This is a genomic window from Anaerostipes faecalis (assembly GCF_018982945.1).
Lineage (GTDB): Bacteria > Bacillota > Clostridia > Lachnospirales > Lachnospiraceae > Anaerostipes > Anaerostipes faecalis.
Window position 1 is genome coordinate 1 of sequence record NZ_JABRXE010000014.1, and the last position, 22,603, is coordinate 22,603.

Annotated in this window: 23 protein-coding genes and 2 pseudogenes; 19 read left to right on the top strand and 6 right to left on the bottom strand. The window is 40.7% G+C overall.

From position 1 onward, the window contains the following. Positions 1–124: 124 nt before the first annotated feature. The 4 genes and pseudogenes from KTB61_RS11695 to KTB61_RS11710 form a co-directional block, all read left to right on the top strand. Positions 125–850 (top strand): annotated as a pseudogene (locus tag KTB61_RS11695) (DUF4368 domain-containing protein); the annotation flags it as partial. 119 nt (positions 851–969) lie between these two features. Next, positions 970–1,419 carry an XRE family transcriptional regulator gene (locus KTB61_RS11700; RefSeq protein ID WP_230973741.1) on the top strand — a complete coding sequence of 150 codons (450 nt, stop codon included), beginning with the start codon at positions 970–972 and terminating at the stop codon, positions 1,417–1,419. 155 nt (positions 1,420–1,574) lie between these two features. Beyond that, positions 1,575–1,823 carry a type II toxin-antitoxin system prevent-host-death family antitoxin gene (locus tag KTB61_RS11705; protein ID WP_055262131.1) on the top strand — a complete coding sequence of 83 codons (249 nt, stop codon included), beginning with the start codon at positions 1,575–1,577 and terminating at the stop codon, positions 1,821–1,823. 1 nt (position 1,824) lies between these two features. Next, positions 1,825–2,124, top strand: coding sequence for a type II toxin-antitoxin system RelE/ParE family toxin (locus KTB61_RS11710; protein ID WP_055262129.1), 300 nt, complete (start codon positions 1,825–1,827; stop codon positions 2,122–2,124). A 335-nt stretch (positions 2,125–2,459) separates the two neighbouring features. Here the strand turns inward: KTB61_RS11710 and KTB61_RS11715 are convergent, their stop codons facing one another. Beyond that, complete coding sequence (locus KTB61_RS11715; protein WP_016441108.1) at positions 2,460–2,981, bottom strand: helix-turn-helix domain-containing protein; 522 nt, start codon at positions 2,979–2,981, stop codon at positions 2,460–2,462. Positions 2,982–3,307: 326 nt separating this feature from the next. Here KTB61_RS11715 and KTB61_RS11720 point away from each other — a divergent pair, with 326 nt between their 5' ends. From KTB61_RS11720 to KTB61_RS11745, 6 genes are all read left to right on the top strand, one after another. Next, entirely contained in the window at positions 3,308–3,496 is a 189-nt protein-coding gene (locus KTB61_RS11720) for a hypothetical protein (RefSeq protein ID WP_016441107.1), read from the top strand. Positions 3,497–3,508: 12 nt separating this feature from the next. Further along, positions 3,509–4,597 (top strand): site-specific integrase, encoded by a 1,089-nt coding sequence (locus tag KTB61_RS11725; protein ID WP_016441106.1) that lies wholly within the window; start codon positions 3,509–3,511, stop codon positions 4,595–4,597. Beyond that, on the top strand, positions 4,597–4,944 hold the full coding sequence (locus KTB61_RS11730; RefSeq protein ID WP_016441105.1) for a plasmid mobilization protein: 348 nt from the start codon (positions 4,597–4,599) through the stop codon (positions 4,942–4,944). The genes KTB61_RS11725 and KTB61_RS11730 overlap by 1 nt, the downstream gene beginning before the upstream one ends. Before the next feature lie 213 nt (positions 4,945–5,157). Continuing rightward, positions 5,158–5,742, top strand: coding sequence for a CHC2 zinc finger domain-containing protein (locus tag KTB61_RS11735; RefSeq protein WP_016441104.1), 585 nt, complete (start codon positions 5,158–5,160; stop codon positions 5,740–5,742). Positions 5,743–5,769: 27 nt separating this feature from the next. After that, a complete protein-coding gene (locus tag KTB61_RS11740; protein WP_051119411.1) occupies positions 5,770–7,113 on the top strand; it encodes a VapE domain-containing protein in 1,344 nt (447 codons plus the stop codon). A 398-nt stretch (positions 7,114–7,511) separates the two neighbouring features. Then, on the top strand, positions 7,512–9,077 hold the full coding sequence (locus KTB61_RS11745; RefSeq protein WP_016441102.1) for a coiled-coil domain-containing 22 family protein: 1,566 nt from the start codon (positions 7,512–7,514) through the stop codon (positions 9,075–9,077). 72 nt (positions 9,078–9,149) lie between these two features. On the opposite strand, the gene KTB61_RS11750 is transcribed toward KTB61_RS11745, so the two are convergent. Then, a complete protein-coding gene (locus tag KTB61_RS11750; protein ID WP_035125031.1) occupies positions 9,150–9,404 on the bottom strand; it encodes a helix-turn-helix domain-containing protein in 255 nt (84 codons plus the stop codon). A gap of 186 nt (positions 9,405–9,590) precedes the next feature. Between KTB61_RS11750 and KTB61_RS11755 the strand changes: the two genes are divergently transcribed. The 7 genes from KTB61_RS11755 to KTB61_RS11785 all read left to right on the top strand — a co-directional run bounded on the left by KTB61_RS11755 (position 9,591) and on the right by KTB61_RS11785 (position 18,002). Beyond that, positions 9,591–9,725 (top strand): hypothetical protein, encoded by a 135-nt coding sequence (locus tag KTB61_RS11755; protein WP_016441101.1) that lies wholly within the window; start codon positions 9,591–9,593, stop codon positions 9,723–9,725. A 12-nt stretch (positions 9,726–9,737) separates the two neighbouring features. Beyond that, positions 9,738–10,043 (top strand): hypothetical protein, encoded by a 306-nt coding sequence (locus tag KTB61_RS11760; protein ID WP_016441100.1) that lies wholly within the window; start codon positions 9,738–9,740, stop codon positions 10,041–10,043. 463 nt (positions 10,044–10,506) lie between these two features. Beyond that, positions 10,507–10,923, top strand: coding sequence for a YjdF family protein (locus KTB61_RS11765; RefSeq protein ID WP_016441099.1), 417 nt, complete (start codon positions 10,507–10,509; stop codon positions 10,921–10,923). 510 nt (positions 10,924–11,433) lie between these two features. Beyond that, positions 11,434–13,962 carry a reverse transcriptase domain-containing protein gene (locus KTB61_RS11770; RefSeq protein ID WP_216697577.1) on the top strand — a complete coding sequence of 843 codons (2,529 nt, stop codon included), beginning with the start codon at positions 11,434–11,436 and terminating at the stop codon, positions 13,960–13,962. Positions 13,963–14,082: 120 nt separating this feature from the next. Further along, positions 14,083–16,707, top strand: coding sequence for a hypothetical protein (locus tag KTB61_RS11775; RefSeq protein WP_216697578.1), 2,625 nt, complete (start codon positions 14,083–14,085; stop codon positions 16,705–16,707). A 90-nt stretch (positions 16,708–16,797) separates the two neighbouring features. Continuing rightward, positions 16,798–16,941, top strand: coding sequence for a hypothetical protein (locus KTB61_RS11780; RefSeq protein WP_216697579.1), 144 nt, complete (start codon positions 16,798–16,800; stop codon positions 16,939–16,941). A gap of 536 nt (positions 16,942–17,477) precedes the next feature. Continuing rightward, positions 17,478–18,002 carry a hypothetical protein gene (locus tag KTB61_RS11785; RefSeq protein WP_216697580.1) on the top strand — a complete coding sequence of 175 codons (525 nt, stop codon included), beginning with the start codon at positions 17,478–17,480 and terminating at the stop codon, positions 18,000–18,002. A gap of 62 nt (positions 18,003–18,064) precedes the next feature. Here the strand turns inward: KTB61_RS11785 and KTB61_RS11790 are convergent. From KTB61_RS11790 to KTB61_RS11805, 4 genes and pseudogenes are all read right to left on the bottom strand, one after another. Then, positions 18,065–18,205: pseudogene (locus KTB61_RS11790) on the bottom strand (RNA polymerase subunit sigma-70); the annotation flags it as partial. Between the two features lie 492 nt (positions 18,206–18,697). Then, the gene (locus tag KTB61_RS11795; RefSeq protein ID WP_216697581.1) at positions 18,698–18,871 is read right to left on the bottom strand and encodes a cysteine-rich KTR domain-containing protein; all 174 of its coding nucleotides are present in this window, start codon (positions 18,869–18,871) and stop codon (positions 18,698–18,700) included. A gap of 51 nt (positions 18,872–18,922) precedes the next feature. Beyond that, the gene (tet(O), locus tag KTB61_RS11800) at positions 18,923–20,842 is read right to left on the bottom strand and encodes a tetracycline resistance ribosomal protection protein Tet(O) (RefSeq protein WP_008399617.1); all 1,920 of its coding nucleotides are present in this window, start codon (positions 20,840–20,842) and stop codon (positions 18,923–18,925) included. A 366-nt stretch (positions 20,843–21,208) separates the two neighbouring features. Further along, positions 21,209–21,583, bottom strand: coding sequence for a TnpV protein (locus KTB61_RS11805; protein WP_001129922.1), 375 nt, complete (start codon positions 21,581–21,583; stop codon positions 21,209–21,211). Between the two features lie 29 nt (positions 21,584–21,612). Between KTB61_RS11805 and KTB61_RS11810 the strand changes: the two genes are divergently transcribed. Continuing rightward, positions 21,613–21,939, top strand: coding sequence for an SseB family protein (locus KTB61_RS11810; protein ID WP_200822138.1), 327 nt, complete (start codon positions 21,613–21,615; stop codon positions 21,937–21,939). Beyond that, the gene (locus KTB61_RS11815) at positions 21,923–22,591 is read left to right on the top strand and encodes an SIMPL domain-containing protein (RefSeq protein WP_026648895.1); all 669 of its coding nucleotides are present in this window, start codon (positions 21,923–21,925) and stop codon (positions 22,589–22,591) included. The genes KTB61_RS11810 and KTB61_RS11815 overlap by 17 nt, the downstream gene beginning before the upstream one ends. The last annotated feature ends 12 nt before the right edge of the window (positions 22,592–22,603 follow it).

Below are 22,603 nucleotides of genomic sequence, written 5' to 3' on the forward strand. Positions count from 1 at the left end.
CTATTTTTATGTTTGTTATGATCTGATTCTTTAATATCATTATGAGTTCCTCCTTGTAACTCATATATCATAACATTTGTACATTCTTATTTAATATTTATTGTACATACTTAAGTATAACTTTATATTTTTACAGGTACAGGAGCAGATAGCCGGTCGCCGGCGGGTATGCAAAAACGGACAGACCCAGATATTTGCCGGACTTATCAAGTGTGCCGACTGCGGATGGACGCTTTCTTATGCGGACAACCGGCAGAACAAAACACCTTACGGCTACTACCACTGCGGGAAAAACGGACAGGGACTGGGACAATGCTCCATGCACTACATCCGCTATGATGTGCTTTACGGATATGTGCTTTCCAGACTGCAATACTGGTCGGAGCAGGTGCACCGGGACGATGAAAAACTGCTACAGCAGTTGTTAAATGCCGGAAACAAGGAACGCAGTGCCGTAAAGAAACAAAGAGCCGTGGAACTGAAAAGAGCCACAAAGAGAAAAGCCGAGGTAGACGGACTGTTTACAAAGCTGTACGAGGACTGGTCTTTGGGAAAGATAACCGAATACAACTTTACCATGCTTTCGGAACGGTTTCAGACGGAGCAACGGGAACTGGAAACAAAAATCCGGGAATTGCAGGAAGCCTTAAGCTCCATGGAACAGACGGAAAGCGATGCAGAAAAGTGGGTAGAACTGATTAAGCAGTACGCCAGTCCCACGGAACTGACCACCGAGCTTTTAAACACCCTGATTGAGAAAATCGTGGTGCACGAAGCTGTAAAAAGCCCGGATGGCTGCCGGAAACAGAAGGTAGACATCTACTACCGCTTTATCGGAAAGATTGATTAAATGAAACTCCCTGCGTGTCGGGATGCGGTACGCAGGGGAAGCAATAACCTTAACTATGGGAGTCCGGAAGAGGATATCCGAGCATAGATTCATTAAAGGAAATATCTCGATATTTTTCTGTGTCGATTGATGATCTGTTATCTGGAGAACAGTTGATTTTGATTGCAGAAAAAGAAAACAAATCAAATCTCAATAGTGTATGTGACTTATTATGGGGATTTGTTGACTTGCTTTCTTTGATGCTTATTTTTCTTCCGCTGTATCCCAAGCCGGTCAATGGTTATATCTATTCGGTAAATCTTTTTGAGTATGTAGATAATAATAAATGGATTATTACCATTTATTGGATAATGTTCATCACTTTAACGATTATCGGGATTGTGAAAATATTGATGGTCTATTTCAAATTTGAAAAAGGCAAAAAGGTGATTACTGCATTGTCTATAGGATGCAGTGTTATCGATGTTTTGTTTTTGGCAATGATGAAAGAACCATATGCAATAATAGTTGCTTTTCTGCTATTACTGATCAAAAGTGGTCTCCTTTATAAACAAGCCAAGGCAGGCTGATCAGGTATTGTCCCCTACAACTTCAAGTTTGTCGAATTAAAAAATAGGAATAGTTATAATAGAAAGCTGTAAAAATTCACGTTGAATTTTACAGCTTTTTGTGTATAATATAAGTAGCAGAAACAATATAAAATCAAGGAAGGAGCTGAAAGAATATGGCAAGTATTTTACCAGTATCTGATTTGAGAAATTATAACGAAGTCCTGAAGAACTGCCATAAAGGCGAGCCTGTATATCTTACCAAGAATGGTAGAGGACGTTTTGTGGTTATGGATTTTGAAGATTATGAACGTGATCGTGCGGAAAAGAAGCTTTTAATGAAGCTGCAGGAAGCCGAAGAAGCAGTGAAAGACGGCGAGGGATGGCTGGAGTTAGATGAACTGAAGGCACTTGTGGGGGAATAAGATGTTAAAATTACGGATTAACCCGATTGTTGCAAAGGACCTGAAGAATATCCGGGATTACATCGCTGAAGATAGTGAAGAATATGCCGCAAAGACTATAAAGGAAATTTATGGTAAATTTGAGAATCTCCAGATGTTTCCGGGAATGGGTTCAGACCTTTCAAAGCGAGTCAGCTTTCGGACAGACTATAAATATGCGATATGGGAAGATTATGTGATTATCTACAAGGTAAGCAACGAGTATGTAGAAATTTATCGTGTCATCAATCGGTATCAGGATATTACAAGAATTTTTGATTGATAACAGAAATATGATAACAAATTGATAACACCGTTCAGTACAGTCCGTGGACTAAGGATAGTGGAACACATATAAAACCAGATAGAACCATAACGCCTATACAAAATTGTATAGTGACAAAAACTCATTTGCGAGTTTGAGTAGGATTTTGCGAAAATAAACCCAGTATTTATAGGGGATCCAAGCAAATTCCGTTATTTTCTGGCAACGGAATGGCAACGTTCTTGCAAAATTCGTTGAATAAAATATTATTTCTATAACATAAAAACCTTACTGATGAACTGTTTCCAAAATTGGAAAGAGTAGTCAGTAAGGTTTTTTCTTTTTGCATTTCTTTATTGATTCTCTTTTTTCAAAGCCTTTATGAGATCGTTAGACAGTTCCTGAGACGGAACCTTTGCCCGAATCTCTGAGGTGTCCAGTTCCGGATATTTGTAGCGCCAGTTATCGTATTCTTCCTGGCTAATTTCTCCGGATTCCAGTTTTGCAGCCATTTGCTGCCATGCATGAAAAGGTGTGAACAGATGCTGATATTCTTTATGTTCTCGGTCAAGCCGGAGACAAAGTTCTCCGTCAATTTCTCCGATCTTTATGCCATACATATCTTCCAGAGCAAAGAGTGTGTGCATGAGACCAAGATAGGAGTCAATGTTTGGAACATTGATTGCCCTTGGACTGACATCGAAGATATGAGCTATTTCTTTGACCAGTTCAATCTTTGGAGTTCTGGCTTCCGTCTCGTATTGTGCTACACGAACATCGGAAGTTTTTCCGAGAAAGCCCAGAAGTTTACCGAGTTCCTTCTGCTTCATGCCTTTTCTGTTTCTAAAAAATTTAATACGTTTTCCAAATGCCATAGTGATTTCTCCTTTTTGAAATCTTTTATTCTTTTTTGAATATAAGGTCCTTTTGCTTTTGGAATAGGAACCTTTGGTTAACGATATTTGTTTAAATCAGTATAACATATGGAAAATCAAGACGCAAGATAAAGTTAAACAAAAAAATTTAACTACTGTTATTCAAACCACTTGACTTAACGGAAAATAGTTAATATAATACGATTAACCCTAACTAAAAAGCGTTAAGTATAAAATTATTTCCAAAATGGTTGTATAAGGGGCTTTGAACGTTTGGTTATTATGAGAGGTTTTTTCTTGGGTATGTTTGAAAGGAGGTGAGGGGAATGGCTGAATTAAAGAATGGATTTCTGACTGCGGAAGAGGTAATGGATATTTTGCAGATCAAGCAGTCAAAGGCATACCAGATTATCCGCCAGCTGAATAAAGAGCTCAGCGAAATGGGGCTGATTACAGTTCCGGGGCGTGTGGATGCCAATTATTTCAGAAAGAAATTATTTTATGAAGAAAAGTAGGAGGTACGACAGATGGCTGTATATCAGGACAAAGAAAAAGGCACATGGAGAGTGGTGTTCCGGTACACTGATTTTACCGGGGAGAGAAAGCAGACGCAGAAGCGTGGTTTTAAGACCAAGCGGGAAGCGACTGCATGGGAACATGAGATGATGCTCCAAAGAGGAAATAAGCTGGATATGACATTTGAGAGCTTTTATGAGATTTATTCCGAGTACAAACGTCAGAGGGTAAAAGAAAGCACATTTGAAACGAAAAGTCATATAGTGCAGACAAAAATCCTTCCCTATTTTGGAAAACGGAAAATCAACGAGATTACGGTGGCAGATGTGATCGCCTGGCAGAATGAGATGATGGCGTATCGAGATGAAAAGGGAAAGCCCTATTCCGTGGATTATCTGAAAACGATTCAGGCACAGCTCACAGCAATCTTCAATCATGCAGTGAACTATTACAATCTTCCCCACAATCCGGCAAGAAAGGCAGGAAGTATGGGGAAAGAGGTTCCGAAGGAAATGAAGTTCTGGACAAAAGAACAGTATCTGAAATTTGCCGAGGCAATGATGGACAAGCCCAGATCCTATTATGCTTTTGAGATGCTGTACTGGACTGGAATCAGGGAAGGAGAGATGCTTGCCCTCACTCCGGCAGATTTTGATTTTGAGAAACAGACGGTGCGGATTAATAAAACGTATCACCGAATGAAAAGACAGGACATTATTACTTCACCTAAAACAGCGAAAAGCAACCGGATCGTTGTGATGCCAGAATTTCTCTGTGAAGAAATGCAGGATTATTTTCAGATGTATTATTCGTTAGCACAGGATCAGCGGATCTTCCCATTTTCCAAATCCTATCTGAAACATGAAATGGAACGGGGATGCAAAGAGACAGGTGTTCCGATTATCCGAATCCACGATCTACGTCATAGCCATGTTTCCTTGCTGATCCACATGGGCTTCACAGCACTTGCCATTGGAAATCGGGTGGGACATGAAGCAGAAAAAATCACGTATCGGTATGCACATTTGTTTCCAACGGTACAGACAGAGATGGCGAATAAGCTGGATGTGGAACGGATGGAAAAGGAGGATGAAATCTGATGGAGAGAACGTTAGACGCAAAAGGACGATGGAGAAATCGGACGGTAGGATTTCGGGTATCCGAGGAAGAAGCAAAGATGATTGACCGCATGGTGGCATTATCCGGGCTTACCAAACAGGAGTATATCCTGAGAAAACTCATGGATTGGGAAGTGACCGTGCAGGGAAATCCAAGAGTTTATAAGGCTCTGAAAAATCAGATGCAGCAGATTTACGGGGAACTGAAACGTCTGGAAGTGTGCAGTGAAGAAAATGAAGAACTGCTTCAGACCATCCAGATGGTTGCTGTGACACTGAACGGGATGAAGGAGGAACCGCAGCATGTGGAATCCTCGGAACATCCATAAAAAAGAAAATGCCCCTGCTGGTAACAAGGACATTTCTCACACGCTTAAAAACTTATGCAGGCTCTGGTAAAGCCTCATAGACAAAATCTCGATTCTTACGGGAGAAGTCTGTCTATACGCATATAGCTTTATGTGTAGTATAGCAAAGTTCTCCTGTAACGGAAAGAGGAAAAATTACTGAATTTGATAACAAAGGATACAGGAGGACGGAACATGAACTTTTTTCGGGAAATGAAAGAACGTGTCACCGCAAGGCAGGTGGCAGAAAGATATGGGTTAAAAGTGAGCCGGAACGGGATGGCGTGCTGTCCCTTCCATAACGATAAACACCCCAGTATGAAGATTGATCAGAATTATTATTGCTTTGCTTGCGGGGCGAAAGGCGATGCCATAAATTATGTGGCGGTACTGTTTGGATTATCCCAGTTCGAAGCAGCGAAGAAGATCAATGAAGATTTTTCTCTGGATATTCCAATCGGGCAGTCAGAGACAAGAAGAAAACGAAAATCGGAAGTTAAGAATAATGAAAAGATTCCGACAAAAGAAGAACGGATTCAATTCGTTCAGAAGAAGATTGACGGATGGGCAAAGGATGCTGCAGATGTACTGCTACGGTATCTGCGATGGTTGGAATTCTGGAAGGAGTTTTACAAGCCGGAATCTGTGGAAACCGAATGGCATCCATTATTTGCTGAAGCTTTGCAGAATGAAAGTAAGATCAGTTATCTGTTGGATATTCTGATGTTTGGAACCAGTGAAGAGATTCTGGATTTTTCCAGAATGGAAGGGAGGAGGTGAAGCGGTATGAACAGAGAATTGCAGAATATGAGCGAGGAGTCCTTGCAGAACTTAGAGGAAATTGTGGAAACGGAACTTCTGACAGTGGAGGATATCAGGGAACGGCTGGATACCACGGAGAAGGGGAAAATCCGGCAGTCCATTCAGAACTGCAAATATGTATTGGAGCATGACCCGTGTCTGAAAGGAGCTATCTGTAGAAATGAAATGACATGCCAGATTGACATTATGAAGAAAATGCCATGGAAAAGGCGAGGTGTCCATATGACCGATACAGATATGAATAACCTGGCTTTATATCTGGAAAAAAACTATGGCTTGACCAGTGATCGAGTCATTGCAAAAGCAATCGATATTGTAGCGAATGAAAACAGCTTTCATCCGATTCTTGAATATCTGGAGAATCTGAAATGGGATGGTATTCCGAGAATTCAGCATATGCTGACACATTTCTTTGGAGCAGAAGACATTCAATATACCGGAGAAGTGATGAAGATGCACATGATGGGTGCTATCCGCAGGTTGTATGAGCCGGGAGCCAAATATGACATCATGCTCTGCCTGGTCGGAGGTCAGGGAACCGGAAAATCTACGTTCTTCCGATATCTGGCAATCAAGGATGAGTGGTTTACGGACGATATGAAACGGATCGATGACAAGAAAGTTTATGAATATCTGCAGGGACACTGGATTGTGGAAATGTCAGAAATGAATGCAGTGGCAAATGCCAAGAGCATTGAAGAGACCAAATCGTTTCTGAGTCGGCAGAAGGACATTTATCGTATTCCATATGAAAGGCGGGCAGAGGACCGATACCGTCAGTGTGTGTTCTGCGGTACTTCCAATGACCTGAATTTTCTCCCTTTTGACCGCACCGGAAACAGGAGGTTTGCCCCGGTCAGGGTATTTCCGAAAAAAGCTGAAACCACCATTTATGAAAATGAAGAAGAATCCAGAGCATACTTGATTCAGGCATGGGCAGAGGCAATGGAAATCTACCGAGGCGGAAATTATTTGTTGACCTTTTCAACGGAGATGGAAGATCACGTCAAACTGCTTCAGAGAGAATTCATGCCGGAAGATACCCAGACGGGCATGATCCAGGCATTCCTTGATGCATACGAAGAAGATTATGTATGTTCCACCATTATTTATCAGCAGGTGTTTCATCAGGAAGGAATTGTTCCAAAATGGCAGTCAAAGGAGATTGGTGATTTGATGGACAATGAGATTATCGGTTGGACGAAACATGGCAATCATAGATTCGGTGGTGCCATCGGAACACAGAGATCGTGGAAACGGATTCAGCCGAAAAAAGATGAAGAAGGATTCATGCAAGTGGATGAAAACATGGAACTCCCATTTGATTAAGTATTACTTTTAAAATGTTTTGAGCCCTGTTCACAGGTTTCTGTTCACAAATATCCGGGTGAAATGTGAACAAGAAAGTGTGAACAGGAGTGAAAAAACTTTGAAAACAAAGCAAAAACAATATACAGCCCGAATACGGGCACAAATAAAAACGGCGGATACGCCAGTTGGAAAAAATCAGTCAGCAGGGGATTTAAAAGAATCAGGATATGTCAAAAAGAGCCCTCGGCGATTGAGAGCGAAATACACCCATCGCACAAGCTAAAGCTTATGCTCTGTGTCTTTCGTCCTCCCGGAGGGCCTCGCAGGAGCGTTTTGTGGACTGCCAGAGAATTCGGTGGCAGCAAATATCGGTGATGATTTCTGCTGGCAGTGTATCCGGGCAGAAAGGAGGTACTGTGAACAGACGAAATCATAGCTTTGTTATGGAAAGTAAATTGCATGATGTAAAAGGAAGGGTGGATTATATCAGCAGTCCCAAGCGACAGGAAAATCTGTATGCGGTCTTTTCCAATGTGGAGAACGGTTACTGGGATCTGCTTGCGGAACAGAATCAGCGGGATTTTGCAAAAAGCGGAACAGAAGGAACCTGCATTGAAGCCAGAGAGCTGATTATTATGTTACCGCCGAGCCTGATAGATTATGATCATGATCTTTTGTTGAAATATATGACTTCGATTTTTCTGGAGAAATATGATGTGGGATGCTATGCGGCATTACACCACAATAAGAGCAAAACCAATCTACATATTCATCTGATTTTTTCTGAACGGGAGATCCGGCGAGAGGTGGAACGCAAAATAGCCAGCAGAAATATGTTCTATAATGAAGATGGAAAGCATGTACGGACGAAAAAGGAAATCCTTGACGAGAATGGCGATGTCCGATCTGAATGTAAAATCATCAAAAAAGGGGAAGTGTATGAAACTAATTTCTTCCAACCAAAGAAAGAGGATTTTAAATCCAATGCATTTCTGAAAAATATGAAACATGTGATGACCGATGCAATCAATGAAATCGTAAAGGATGAAAATCAGAAGCTTCAGGTATTTCAGAAAGGTGGTCCTTATCTTTCTACCAAAAAGATTGGGAAAAACAATCCCAGGGAAGCAGAAATCAAGACGGATAATTATCTCCGGCAGGAATGGAACCGGAATGTTGACCGGGCGCTGATCGCAGGAGTAACAGAGGAAGATGTGCTGATGGCGAAAAAAACACAGATTGATGAACCTGTGGCGGAGTCACTCAGGGAACATGGACAGAATCCGAACTTATTTACTGGGATTCTTCAGAAAGCAATCGGATACTTAAGGGGAGTTATCGAATATATACGTGAGACAAGATACTGTGCGAGAGATCAGGAAGGAAATCCTTTGCTTGACCATGATATGAAGATTGACATTACTCCGGAACCATTACCGGCAAAACCTAAGGGGGGACGTCCTTCCTCAGAAAAGCAGGAAGCCGAGGTTATGCGATTGCAGCAAATTCTCAATAAGATGAAAAAGCAGGAACAGAGGATATATGCGATTGAAAAAGCCATTGTGAAACTGGAAAAAGATCTGGTGGAAGTGAAAAAGAAATGGTTCCACAGAAAAGAACAAAAGGAACTGGAAGGGAAAATTGAGAACAAGAAAGTACAGTTGGAAAAGGCAAAGGCGACACTTGATTTACTCCCGGTGCAGCATGGACATAAAAATGCATTGGAAGTCACAAAGGCAATGAAGGTTGCGAAAGAGGAATTAAAGAAAGTTCAGCAGGCACAGAAAGCGTGGGATACTGCGGAGCCAAAGCAGGAGAAACTGTATCTGACGATTCCGGCGAACGTGCGGAGTGTGAAGGAACGGGAAGTACAGAAAAGCACCGGGCAGAGACGAAGTATTCATGAACGGTTGGAGGAGAAGAAACAGGTAGTTAATCAGCAGACGAAAAAGAAGAAGCAGAGAAATGGGATGGAACTATAACCTGTATATATTTAGAGAATATGATGGATAAGCAAAACCCTGGATGGCAGAATGAAAACTGTTGATCCAGGGTTATTTGTTGTAGGATAGTCCATTAAATATTGTGTTGAAATCAGTATGGAATATTTCAGTTAAGGCAATGAGTTCGCTAATCTTGATGTTGTAGGCGCCGGATTCTATCTGAGAGTAAATGCTGCGGGTGGTTGGAAGATTTCGGAGCTGTAATTGAGCAACAACCTGTTCTTGTGTGAGATTAGCTGCAGTTCTTAAATTCCGTAGATTATTTCCAAGAGAAATATCATTAATTTGTCTAAGTTTCTGCTCCATATAAATTTCATACTTTTCATGTGATAACATAGACTTTTTATTGATTTTACTTAAAAATTTTTCAATAATTGCATGTATAGATTGCAAATAAAAGGAGAAAAGATTATGACAACAAAATAGTATAGGAATATATTAAAGACAATTGCTGAAAGAGATAAAATAAGCGTAGAAGAAGTTGAGAGAGAAATGCAACGAGCCATAGATGTAGGATTTGATAATCCTGATAAAGATATACAAAAAGAATGGATGAACAAGGCAGTGAAAGAGAAAGTCCATGATAAAAAAGCGCAAAAGGATATCCTAGAATTATTGGAAGAATAGGATATAGATAAGGTGTTTGAGTATCTCGATCTGTATAGAAACAGTCTGTCAGAGGATACGGAAATAGAATATGTCGAAGAACTGATCAAGTATTATGAAAACAATAGAGAAGGATTACTACCCTATCAGTCACAGGGATTGGAACTGCCGAAGAATCCGGATGGACTGGAGTACAGAAATATGGGAATCATGGAAAACCACGTCTGGAGTGTGATTGAAAAACGGATGAAGCATAATCAATCATACCAGCTGGAGCAAGCGTGGAGAAAATCATCTGGCGAAGATACTGGTAAAAAAATGCAGCGGAAAGCTGTATGAAGTAACAGAAAAGCTAAAACGGCCAGTATTTGAGGAAGAAAAGGTAGAAGAACTATATGGAGAGATATTGCTGTCAGCGAAGGCACCGAAGAAAGACAGAAAAGGATATGGATATCCAGTATTTGGTCATGTAGTAGGACTGGAAAGAAAAATCTGCGAGTCTGAATGAAGCGGGAGCGTGTTTGCAGTGGTATATATTTTCCTGACAGGCGTACGGTAAATCATGTATGAAAAAGGTTGTCAACGATTACTTGACAGTAACACAGAGGTCATACTCTTTAATTTTTATGGATAAGTAGTTGATATTATGGTAAAATCAAAAGGCAAAGATAAAAACGCAACGTAAGAGAAATTCTTTTACAGAGCCGGTAGGTAGCCCGGCCGCACCGTCTGGTGTAAGTAACCCTCCCTCCTTAGGGTCGTCCGTTCTTTGTTCATTACAATCATTTAAGAAGGAATTGTCATGGACAAAGTGTCGGGCAGATTGACAGTATTTTTTGAGGAGCCATTCTGGGTTGGCGTTTTTGAACGCATATCGGAGGGAAAGTTATCTGTATGCAAGGTAACATTTGGGACAGAACCGAAAGATTATGAGGTATATGATTTTATTCTGAAGAATTACTATTGTCTGCGGTTTAGTCCTGCTGTGGCAACTGATGTAAAAGAAGCTGGTCGCAATCCGAAACGGGTACAGAGAGAAGTGCGGAAACAGATGCAGAATACCGGGGTTGGTACAAAATCGCAACAGGCTTTGAAATTACAGCAGGAGCAGTTGAAAACTGAACGAAAGATTGTAAACCGAGAACAACGGGAAGCAGAGAAACAGAGGCTGTTTGAACTGAAACAGAAGAAAAGGAAAGAGAAGCATAGGGGCAGGTAATGACTGCCCTAACTTTCCTTAATCAATTGTGAATAGCTTTCGCTCTGTCTGGCATGGTTTATTTGATTAAGTGTTTTAGGTGTAAAGTTGCTAGGGGTGATACTTTATATCTTTATTTATAAAAAGTGAGATTGGTTGCACAATGGAAATAAGTTTCTGGGAACAATATGTTGTTAGTGTTATAGGAAGTGTTGATATGCAGGACCTACATTTTACTGGCAGAACGATACAGATCTATCATCCGAGCAAGTCACATGATTGAAAAGATACACAGTAAATCACGAGTGCTGTGTGATTTTTTTAAATCTATAAGATAAGTGCTCTAGAAAACTACAAGTTTTTAATAGAGCTTTTTGAATATAGTGTGAACTTGGCCGCTAGAAACTGTGGCCGATAAATGCGCCGGTACTCATGGTTTACCGTCTATGAAGTACTGAAGTAGCTGCAGGAGATATCATATTGACTGATATTTACTATAACCGGCAACACTTATTATGTGAGGTGAAAATCATGAAAGCGGATCAGCTTATCTGGAATATTGCGCAGCTGGAATATAGCCTGTTTGTAGTAAACAGCTATGCTGCCGGTATTCAGCAGAATGATGGACGATATATAACAAAATATTTTCCGATGTCCCCGTTTGTGATTGAACAAATGCTTTTGAGACAGGGGTCCATGGGATGTTATCAGCAGGGGTACAAGACAAACCGGATTAAATGGATCTGCTTCGATTTTGACTGCAAGGAGAAAGCGGAGCCGGATGTTTATGCTCTGTATGAGGAGTGTGTTGCTCCGTTTATACATGTGTTAGATGAAGTCGGGATTCATTATCTGACGGAGTTTTCCGGAAGAAGGGGAATACATGTTTGGGTAACATTTAATAAGTTGTTGACAAAGGGGCTGGGCTTTCGTATTGTATGTGAGCTGGAGCAGCGTTGTTCGGCGCTGGCCAGGATTAGGGAGAGCGAAGAGTGGGGGCTTGACAGATTCCCTGCTACAGACAGCAGCCGGAATAATATAGTGGGAAAACAGGTGAAGTTTCCCCTCTCGCGCCACAGGTCCGGAGCGAGATCCTATTTCTTTACAAGAAATTTTCAGAAAAAAGAGGATACAGAATCAGAACAGTTCCTACAGGAACAACTGGAGATTCTAGAGGGGTATGAACCAAATGATGCAGAAGAGATTGCGCGCAGACTTGGTGTGTCTATATCACGCACCGATGCTGCGGAATTTAAATATAGAAAATACCGTCTAATTGGTAAAATTGAGATAACGGTAGATCAGGCAGTAGAGATTTTGTCGGAGACAGCAGTGTTTAAGCAGATCTTTTGGAGGATGCAGCAGGGGTTGGCGCTGCCTCAGGACTGGACGGTGCTTCTTGGAACCCTCTATCTGTGCGATTCGAATGCACAACTTGTAAAGGATGTATTTCGGAGATTTCCAAATTATGATGAACAGAAGACATGCAGTAATATTGAAAAGTTGGGAGTTAGATATTTCCCGGCTACTTTCAGTTATCTTTATCGCATCTATGGAATGACAATGGAAAGCAGTCTTGACGGGCAGGAGACAAGCCTGCATTATCTGCTACGCAGATGTGGATTAGAGCAGAACCTTCTGGTCCAGTTTGAAGAACTAAATGAGAAGAAGGCAGTTTCCGATATTCGGATTACAGTGAATAAGGAAAAGGCTTATCTGAAAGAGAATGACGAAGTACCGGATGTTTCTGTCTGGAATAAGCTCTGTGATTTGAAGCAGTATGATTTGCAGTTCTATGATACTCTGATTGGGAGCATAGTGAAGGGAGAAAAAACGGAATATGTTCCGACCGGATTTAAAGTATATGAGAGGATAGAATCTTCAAAAAAGATAAGAACATTGATTTCTCTTTCAGCAAAGGACCGCGTGATCACAACCAATCTTGCGTTACGCCTGTGCAGCAGGATGAAAACCACTTGGAAATCATTCAGTTATCATGTATCTTATACATCACAGGACCGGATTTTTTATTACTGGTATTCTTCATGGGCGAGATTTATAGATCATATTAGGGTATTTACAGAGATTCCTTTTATGGATAACTATGAAGTGTTTTACATAGACTTGAAAGGATTCTATGATCATATCGATTTTCTGGCAGTATTCAGGGCCTTTGAAGATTTATTGGATGAAGAGACGAAGAATATTTTCATTTTTTTGATAGAGTTCAACGATAAACTGATGAAACAGCTGCAGAATGGCCGGAGGATTGGTGTCCCCCAGGGGCCAGCCTATGCAAGAATCATTGCCGAGATGTTCCTTGATCGATTGCTGGAGGCTGCCTGTCGTCGGTTCAACTGTAGCAAATTTTATATGTACCGGTATGTGGATGATATTGTTTTTTTCTGCAATCCGGATTTTGACGGGAAGGCGTTGTTTGATGAATTGATAGGATTTCTCCCTTCTGCAGGTCTTCCGGTGAATCTGGAGAAAAGCAGATATTTCGGAGAAATCAGTTCACTGACGGATGAAGAAAAAAGCGTGCTTCTTCATAAGGATAGTTTTAATTATGAATTAAAGGAAAATGAATATACAGGGATTCTTCTCGAAGAAGAAAAGCGGAGAAAACTGAAGGATTATCTGATGGAAAATCCATTTAATGTAGGATCTTTGGGCTATATATTCGGGAAGAATACGATTACGGAAGCTCAGAACTGGTGTCTGGATTACTGCCGTGAAGATATTTTGAAAAGCTGTGAGGGCAGGGGGAGCAATTTTAGAAAATTTTATGAGTTTCTGTTTCGGAACGAGCGGTATATGAAGAAGATCCTGGATAATCAGGAACTGCTTCTGATATCGCTTGACTCGCTGAACTTCAGTAATTTTATTCATACATTGTATTATGCTGTGCAGGATCATGTGATAGCACCGGAAATCTTCGAAAGAATAAAGTGTGAATATCTGGAGGAGCTGCCGGATACAGAAATGAAGGAAGACGACAGAGTGATTGTGAAAGCGCTGACACTGATCAGTGCGGAGGTACCGAATGAAAAATCTTGAAATTTATCTGCAGGTGCTGCAGGCGGGAGCGCATGAGAAAAAAATATATTAGGGACGATAGAAGAGTTAAAATCCTGTACACCGCAGGAGCTGTCAGATAACAGACTGCTTGCGGCGGCAGTGTATTGTCAGCTGCTGCAGTACTGTCAGTCCATGTACGAAGGACATGTTCCAGAGGATATCATTAAAGAATTATTAAGTGCGTTTGAGAGTATTGAACAGATCGGTATGGAGGCAACGGAAGAGGAAAGAAAAGACAGCAGCCTGACCACCGTATGGTTTCTCCATGAACTGAAAGCACGCAGGGAGACCGGTGACGTCTGGAAGATAGAGGATGAGATGCTCCGTGAGTCCGTGCAGGTTCTTCTGCAGGAATTGGACAACGTCTATTTCGTTTTTGACATAAAACAGGGTGGACAGCACGTTTTTCCAATTCATAATATGATAGCAAAAGTTGTTGAGAAACCGGAGTTTGTTGATATTAATAATCCTCTAGGTATATATCATATACATATTCTACAGCTTGCAGTTAGGCTCTTTACAAACAGCGATGACAAACAGCAGATTCTTCAGACATTAGTGGAACAGTGTAATTTAAAGTTTATAGACTACCTCAGTGCGCCCGAATATATAATAGATACGTTGGATTTACTGAACTATCAGAAAAATGGGGTTATGATTTTTTATGACGGGATGAAGAATAAAGTTCTCGTTAGACATAAAAGTAGAAGTTATTTTGAAGGACAGCCGCTATGGGAAATCGAAGGGATGACAGTTGAAGAAGAGCATGACCATCAGAAGAACAAAATCGGTTTCTTTGTGGAATATGCTCTGGATAGAGGTGATTCCTTGACAGATTATTCGGAGATTCTGAAAAGCGAAGCCGGGCGCGAAGCGTTTTTAAAACTGGTTTTTGGCGGGGAGATATATAATATTCTTTTTGAGCATTCAATTATTGAGAAGGCAGACGGCTCTTTACTGCCGGTTAATCCGTACTGTTACAATGACACAACCATAGTAAAAGGATGGTTGAGAGATAAGAACGGCAGAATTTATGACAAAGAGCATTTCCTTGATGCATTGCGCCGGTACAGGAGTGCGGCTCTTAAAGTAAGCAGGAACTGTGTTATGAATCGGGTGTCGTTTGGACTCGCCATCCTGCTTCTACAGAAGGAAAATACCGGTGTGGACGAGCTTCGGCTGAATGAATTCACTGACGATGACTGGTACCAGAGCCAGATACTGAAAAACTGGACAGAGCGTTGTTATGATCCGATAGAAGCCCTGACTTTTATCGCGGGACAATGGCAGAGGGAAAACGATTACTGTGCTTTTCCTTATAAACGACAGCGAAATTCGAAGGAAAAGAATATTGAAGACCATGAAATAGGGCCGCTGGATTTTTATCCTGTAAAGAGTGAAAATGGATGGATGTATCAGGTAATGGGATGCGAAAATCCAGAAGAGTGGTATGTTCTGCGGGGAAGAGTCCAGGAGGACAGCGAAGGGGACTTCATTCTGGTTGTAGATCTGATCAGTGATGTTGTAGGAAAAAGGTTTAGCCAGAATACGGAGCTACTGCAGCTTTCCGTAAAGACAGAAGTTCTCGAGGACCCAGAAGGATTGCTTGCAAATATATGGGGAAGCGGTGAGGAATATTATTTTTTATATAACAGAAAGGAACAGGGAGGAGTCGTTTGGGATCAGACTCTTTTAAAGGCTCTGTCGGCTTTAGAGAAGATTCAGGATAAGAATCATCTTACATTGGAAACAGCTTCTGAAATAAACCGGACACAGTACAGAGAGATTACCGCTATGATGCAGCTCCAGAAAGGTGCCTTAGAGGAGGCAGGTAAAAGATTTTTCTGTGATTTTGATTCACAGGTATATTATCGACTGGTACATAATCTGCTCTGGTCAGAAATCGATAAGGAGAAGATCAGCAGTTATCTGAAAGTCTTTATGCACCACCAGAATCTGGGATTTGCAGAGATCAGCCGCGATGAAAAGTTTGCGCGCAAGGACGAAAATACGCTATATGTTCCGAAGGACGGGCGGGAAAGTGACAGCGTGCTTACAAGTATATACGAAACCTATCTGAAAACAAAAAGTGCCCGTGAGACAAATGATATGTACAAGTACATACTTGAGCTGAAAGATGATGGGTACTATTACAGGGATAACCGGATTGAGAATATTGTGTTTCTATGTGACAATTTTGAATGTGGTACGGCAACTATAAGGATGCTGAAAGCCTATCTAAATATTGATGTTATGGGCGAACGAGTGGATGAAAAAAGAAAGGTAGAACAGGTAAGAGCAAGCCGACAGAAATATTATCTCAGAGAAGCTGATTCATGTGACGGGGAAGACGATTTATCCGTTGCACAGGAACATCTTAATGAGGTGCCGCTGGAAGCTGTTATTGAAAAAAATGCGTGCACAATTGAGGTACATGGATATTACGGAACGGAAAGAGGGAAAGGGGTGATAGAAGATTTCCTTAAGAAACATCTCATTAAACCGGCGGTGGTCACCTATGAATGGGAGATAACAAAACACGCGTCGCAGATCATTGATGAGGTCAAAATTATCTGGCCCCGCTCAAATCCCAGCGATAATGTATATACGGTAGTGCGTGAATTCAATATGCCTAAGATGAATGTATTTCCGAAAGAGATGCTGAAAGATCCCGGGAAGGCGATCTGCATGTTCGTAAAAAAAGACGAGATTAGGAAATGCTAAAAAATGAGGATGAATAAGAATTTTTTGATCCTGTTATTATTTATTCTTTTGGATTCTCACGTGTTCAAATATATTCAGCAAAGTACTTGAATGAAAGTATATAGTGAAATGTATACTTTCAAAAACAATGTGATGGATATTTATCTTCAGACGGAACACATGGAACAGCTTCGGATGAAAGTTATAATAATCTTTGTACTTTATCTGCAGGAGGAGTTTATACCTGGAGAATAAATTGATATATTTTATTCTCCATCTACTGTTAAACTGGATGACAGGCGAGAGAGCGTATTTCTGATATAGGATATGTTTCCGATAATGGAACATATAAATTTGAAATTTACAATTGTCAAAACCAACTGATGTTGGCGAGTGAATATACTGCCAAATAGATTGGGCAAAAATAAACGAAGGTTGTAGGTATGTTAAAAAGGCGATTTTAAAGGAGCAGAGGGAGTGCAGATATACTTCCTTGTTGATGTAATAATTACATGGTGCTAGCACCCTGTATATAGGACAGATAAAGAGAAAATGTCAGCTTTGTCTGGCTCTATTTTGGCTCTAAAAATTTAAACTGGCACAAATACGAGAGCATATTCTAAACAACGAGGATAATAAAATTATTAAAATTCAAAGAAAATAATCAATTCAAGTTATCCGCCGAGGAATATACGCTTGATGAACGCTTAACGCCCGATTTTATCCGCTCGCATTTAGGCACAAGGGCAAGGTATGGGAACTACAAAGCAAAGATTTCCTACTCTCCCCATATGCCAGAGGAATATAAAAAAGCATGGAAACCGCACCAGAAAACCACGGGAATCTTAGCGTTGTATTACTACTGGTGTTATCAGTTGGGGATATTTCCCAAAAGCACGGACTACAAGCCGACAAGTCCTTTGATGAAAGAGGAGCTTCGGAAACTGGATGAGATTACCGCACAGGTACGCTATATGTCGGAGCATGACATCTCCACACTCTCCGATTTACACGCCGACAGGGAGAAGAACCAGACGGAAATGGACAGGCTTACCAACTATAGGCGGCACTTACAGAATAAGATACGGCGTGCTTCACCCGCCGAAAAAGAAATATTGAGAATCGAGAAAAATGGCGTAACGGAGCAGATAACGGATTTGAGAAAGCGGCTGAAATATGCGGACGGGATTGAAAAACGCTCTGCTCATATCGACGAATGTTTGAACCAAATCCACGATACGCTTGAAAAACAGCGTTCAAACCAGAATGGGAGGGCAGGCAAAACAGACCGCAGGAGGGAGGAATCATTGCGATGAGCAGAAAGTCCGAAGAAGAAATACAGGAAATCATGGAGGAATACAGGGACGCCCCTATGGTTGTTGGAATTAAAGTCTGCCCTGGCGTCTATACGGATTTGTTCAATGGTAGTTTCATCAACTCCATGTTCCCGCAACACTTTTTCCTCGGCTTCTTTCCAGATACGCCACTTCCTGTCCTCACGTCCGTTGTTATATGCCATTCTTTTTTCCTCCAATCAATCTGAATCTTTGAAAACATAAAAATCCAGATTGAAAGGCGGCGAACGACACTTAACACCAATAATAGTCCTGCGGCACTTTCCAACCAAAAACGACAAAAGAAAAACCGCAAAGGCTTTGTGACCTTTACGGTTATGGGAAATACTAATTCTGTTGTATGGAGATTGTACTTCTACCTTCATGGTGGGAAGTACCGTTGCACTGGCAGGGATTTTTTTAACTGGCTTCCCGCCATTCCCTGATGTGCTATGTATAAATAAACTTTGCTTTATATAAGCAGATGGGCAACCGCCCGAAAAAAGGAACATAAAAACCCTCCAAATTTAAAAACAAATTCAGAGGGTAATTTAGGGTATAACAAAATAACCCACCCGAATATCGTTTTTTTTATTTGGTGAGTTTGTTCTTTCAAATACGAAACAAAAAGAGCCGATGATTCGTGAATTGTTCCACAATTTCATCGGCTCTGCGTCTTAAGCGTCTGGCTCTTTGATGACAGTTATCTTCAAGTTGTCAACTTTAATCAATCTTTCTTGTCTGCATTTTGGACAATAAAGGGGATAATTCTTCAAAACAGTGTCCTTCCTAATTTTATTACGGGTTTTGCTCCCACAAACAGAACATAATATCCATTCGCATTTCATCATAATTAGCTTCTAATCCTTTCAAATCTCATTTTATACGACTTATGCAAGCTGTTAGGCTAACTTGTGGAACATATGCCGAACCTTATCTATACGGCTATTCGGGCGGCGGGGTTGGCAAATAAGTTTACCAGTAGCTGGCTGGTATCCTTTTAACTCTGTCAAGCAGACTCCCTGCCCATTTGTGAAATAAGTTAAATCGTTCCTGTATTCTTGAATACATCTAGCAGGGATTTCTCCTTTCAGAATGACCTCGTCATTCTTTATCTGAGTACTTACAATATCTGCACAATACCTTGGAGCATCATGATACGCCCGTGAGAGATATTCCTGCGGTGCATAAATTTCAAAGTGGAGATATGGCTCTAATAGTTCTGTCCCTGCTTTTTTTAAAGCCTGCTCCAATACGATAGGGGAAAGCAGCCGAAAGTCTGCGGGGGTACTTACAGGACTATAATACAATCCATATTCAAAACAGATTTTACAGTCTGTCACTTTCCATCCATACAGCCCCTGCTCGCAGCCATAAAGAACCCCCTCCATAACCGCATTTTGGAACGATTGGTTTAAATATCCAAGTGAAACTCTGCTTTCATACTGCACTCCACTTCCAATAGGAAGCGGCTCTATGGACAACCCGACAGAAGCCCAGAAAGGATTTGGCGGGACTTCTATGTGGATGGTATATTCTGCTTTTCTAAGCGGTCTTTCCATATATATAACAGTAGGCTCTTTTATTTCTGCCTCCACATGATATTTTTCCTCAAGGATGGCACAAATGACTTCCATCTGCACTTTCCCCAAAAAAGAAAGTATAATCTCATGCGTTGTAGTATCCACATAATATTTTAAAAGAGGGTCGCCATCTGAAATTTCTGTAAGTGCCCCAAGCAATATTTCCCGCTGTTCAGATTTCTTTGCTGCAATCGTTGTTTGGAGCATAGGGAGAGGATTTTCAATAAATGTTCTCTGCGGCAACAGCATTTCGTTCCCCAAAATACTGTTTAGCTGCAAAACATCATTTGGTAAAATTACAATATCACCAGAGCAGGCTGTATCGGATGAACATAATTCACCGTTTGTCGGAACACACATCTCTGTGATTTTTATTTTCTCTTTTTCAGATATTTTAATAACATCCCTCAAATGCAATGTTCCGCTATATATACGCACATAAACAAAACGCCGCCTTTTCTCTGAATATTCAATCTTAAAAACCTGCCCGCATAGTTCAGATTGACCTTCAGGCGTTGATGAATAAAACTTACTGGCAATCACTTCTATAAGCTGCCGAATCCCCAGATTGTTTTTAGCGCTTCCGTGATAAACGGGAAATAACGTTCCGTTTTGGAATCTCCTGTTTTCTTCCTGTTCCAGTTCTGACATTTTAAACGGTTTCCCTGACATATATTTCTCTAATAGTTCATCGTTTCCCATAATTACCGCATCCCACTGTTCCATATCGTCATTGTCCGTTACATTTATATGAGGATGCTGCCCAACCTTTTGCTTCACTATAATTTCCGAAGAAAGCTTTGCTTTCATTTCTTGATATACCATTGGCAAATCAATCCCCTCTTGGTCAATTTTATTGATGAAAAAAATTGTCGGAATCTTCATTGTCTGTAGTGCATGAAACAGTATACGGGTCTGTGCCTGTATGCCATCCTTTGCAGAAACTAATAATACTGCTCCGTCTAATACGGATAAAGAACGGTATACTTCCGCCAAAAAATCCATATGGCCTGGCGTATCTATAATGTTGACTTTTACATCCTCCCACTGAAAAGATGTCACTGCTGTCTGGATAGTGATTCCCCTTTGACGCTCCAAATTCATTGTATCTGTCCTTGTTGTGCCTTTATCTACGCTCCCTGGTTCTGCAATTGCACCACTGGTATACAATAAACTCTCCGTTAATGTTGTCTTTCCTGCGTCAACGTGAGCCAGAATGCCTAAGTTAATTATTTTCATGTGATTTTCCTCCTATCAACACCCAAAAAAGGGCATAAAAATACCCAGTGATAAATACTCCTATCACTGGGTAAATAACTCCAATAGCCCCAAAACACTTATATGTTTTCGGGCATATAAAATTACATGATAAAAGTATTCTTAAACTGGGTACAAAAAACTAAGCCCCATATTAAAAGTGAAACGGGACTGCTACTTTTTGTTCCCACTATCAAATTGACAGTTTATTTAAGAATACCTTGCCGCATATTTATTAACTCCTTGTATAAAACTGAATTTAATTATATTCCTTAACCCTTTATTTGTCAAGCTGACAAACTAAAGCAGAAAAAGCGGCAGGATTTCACCCTGCCACTAATCATCTGTTTATGCAAAAATAATTTCCTTTTCCACTATCTCCCTCGCACAAGCCCTTATGTTATTGAGGCATCCTGTCCATTCTAAGGCGTTTTCTGCCTTTAGCTGTTCCGTTATGCCCTGTGCCTGTTTCATACCCTCTATGAGCCTTTCAAAGCGTTCCTGTGCCTGTCTGTTGATGTCGGCAAGGTAGGCGTTTAGCCTGCCGCTTGTAAGAAGATTGGTGTATGTAACTTTACGGTACTGTTTTAGATAATCTAAATGCCGTTGCCCCCAGATGCCTATTGCCTGTTCTTCTTCGGCGGGTACAGTTAAGCACGGTATCAAATAATCCCCTTGCCTTTCGTATTTGCCGCCCAGTTCCTCAAATAATGATTTTGCCATTGTCTGTTACCTCCACATTCTTTTTTATTTTGAATGTCCGCAAAATCCGTCCTACATCGCTTGACCATGATGTAAGACTTAAAATAGAGACTGTAAAAGATGCTGATGAAAAAGAATGGATTGGAGTATTTACATCTTCTGAAGAGATGCATAAGGGTTCTGCTGGAAATGTGCAGATGAATCAGTCTATTGAATCAATACTTCGTCTGGCACTTAATTGGGAACAGGTGAATGGAATTGTGATTAATCCGTTTGGTAAGTATATTCAGATGACAAAGAAGATGATAGAGCTTTTAATCAATGGGTATGAATATAATGAGAATGAAAGGAAGAGCAAAGATGATGAGAACAATTAAAGTTACAGGAAAAGGGAAAATAGCAGTAAAGCCGGATAAAATCCGGTTATATGTCAACAAGGAAGAACTTTGCAAAGAATATGAAGATACTCTCCGAAGGTCAACAGAAGATACAGAGCTTCTCAAGGATTTGTTTGAGAAACTTGGTTTTCAGAGAAAAGACCTTAAAACAGTATATTTTAATGTCGATACAGAATATGAAAGCTATCAGGACAGAGATAAGAGCTGGAAGCGAAGATTTAAAGGTTATAAGTATAATCACCATATGAAAATAGAGTTTGCAGCTGATAATAAAAGATTAGGGCAAGTCCTTTACGCTTTGGCTCATAGCTCATTAAGGCCAGAGTTTTCTATTGAGTATACAGTGGCAGATGTAGAAAAATGTAAAAATGAGCTGTTACATAAAGCAATCGAGGATTCCATTCAAAAGGCACAGGTGCTTACAACAGCAGCAAATGTGAAATTGGGTGAAATACAGGCAATTGATTATTCTTGGGGAGAGATAGATTTTGTAACAAAGCCATTGAATGAAATGAGATTAATGGAGTGTACGGAATGTGAAATGAGTGCACCGGGAGCATATGATATAGATATTGAGGCAGACGATATTAATGTTACTGATACGGCAACTGTAATATGGGAAATTGCATAAAGAGGAAGATAT

Bases quoted from the DNA above. Each gene is read 5' to 3' on its own strand.
- KTB61_RS11705 (WP_055262131.1), top strand. From the start codon at position 1,575: ATGGCAAGTATTTTACCAGTATCTGATTTGAGAAATTATAACGAAGTC.
- KTB61_RS11710 (WP_055262129.1), top strand. From the start codon at position 1,825: ATGTTAAAATTACGGATTAACCCGATTGTTGCAAAGGACCTGAAGAAT.
- KTB61_RS11715 (WP_016441108.1), bottom strand. From the start codon at position 2,981: ATGGCATTTGGAAAACGTATTAAATTTTTTAGAAACAGAAAAGGCATG.
- KTB61_RS11720 (WP_016441107.1), top strand. From the start codon at position 3,308: ATGGCTGAATTAAAGAATGGATTTCTGACTGCGGAAGAGGTAATGGAT.
- KTB61_RS11725 (WP_016441106.1), top strand. From the start codon at position 3,509: ATGGCTGTATATCAGGACAAAGAAAAAGGCACATGGAGAGTGGTGTTC.
- KTB61_RS11730 (WP_016441105.1), top strand. From the start codon at position 4,597: ATGGAGAGAACGTTAGACGCAAAAGGACGATGGAGAAATCGGACGGTA.
- KTB61_RS11735 (WP_016441104.1), top strand. From the start codon at position 5,158: ATGAACTTTTTTCGGGAAATGAAAGAACGTGTCACCGCAAGGCAGGTG.
- KTB61_RS11740 (WP_051119411.1), top strand. From the start codon at position 5,770: ATGAGCGAGGAGTCCTTGCAGAACTTAGAGGAAATTGTGGAAACGGAA.
- KTB61_RS11750 (WP_035125031.1), bottom strand. From the start codon at position 9,404: ATGGAGCAGAAACTTAGACAAATTAATGATATTTCTCTTGGAAATAAT.
- KTB61_RS11755 (WP_016441101.1), top strand. From the start codon at position 9,591: ATGCAACGAGCCATAGATGTAGGATTTGATAATCCTGATAAAGATATA.
- KTB61_RS11765 (WP_016441099.1), top strand. From the start codon at position 10,507: ATGGACAAAGTGTCGGGCAGATTGACAGTATTTTTTGAGGAGCCATTC.
- KTB61_RS11770 (WP_216697577.1), top strand. From the start codon at position 11,434: ATGAAAGCGGATCAGCTTATCTGGAATATTGCGCAGCTGGAATATAGC.
- KTB61_RS11780 (WP_216697579.1), top strand. From the start codon at position 16,798: ATGAAAGTATATAGTGAAATGTATACTTTCAAAAACAATGTGATGGAT.
- KTB61_RS11785 (WP_216697580.1), top strand. From the start codon at position 17,478: ATGCCAGAGGAATATAAAAAAGCATGGAAACCGCACCAGAAAACCACG.
- KTB61_RS11795 (WP_216697581.1), bottom strand. From the start codon at position 18,871: ATGATGAAATGCGAATGGATATTATGTTCTGTTTGTGGGAGCAAAACC.
- KTB61_RS11805 (WP_001129922.1), bottom strand. From the start codon at position 21,583: ATGGCAAAATCATTATTTGAGGAACTGGGCGGCAAATACGAAAGGCAA.
- KTB61_RS11815 (WP_026648895.1), top strand. From the start codon at position 21,923: ATGATGAGAACAATTAAAGTTACAGGAAAAGGGAAAATAGCAGTAAAG.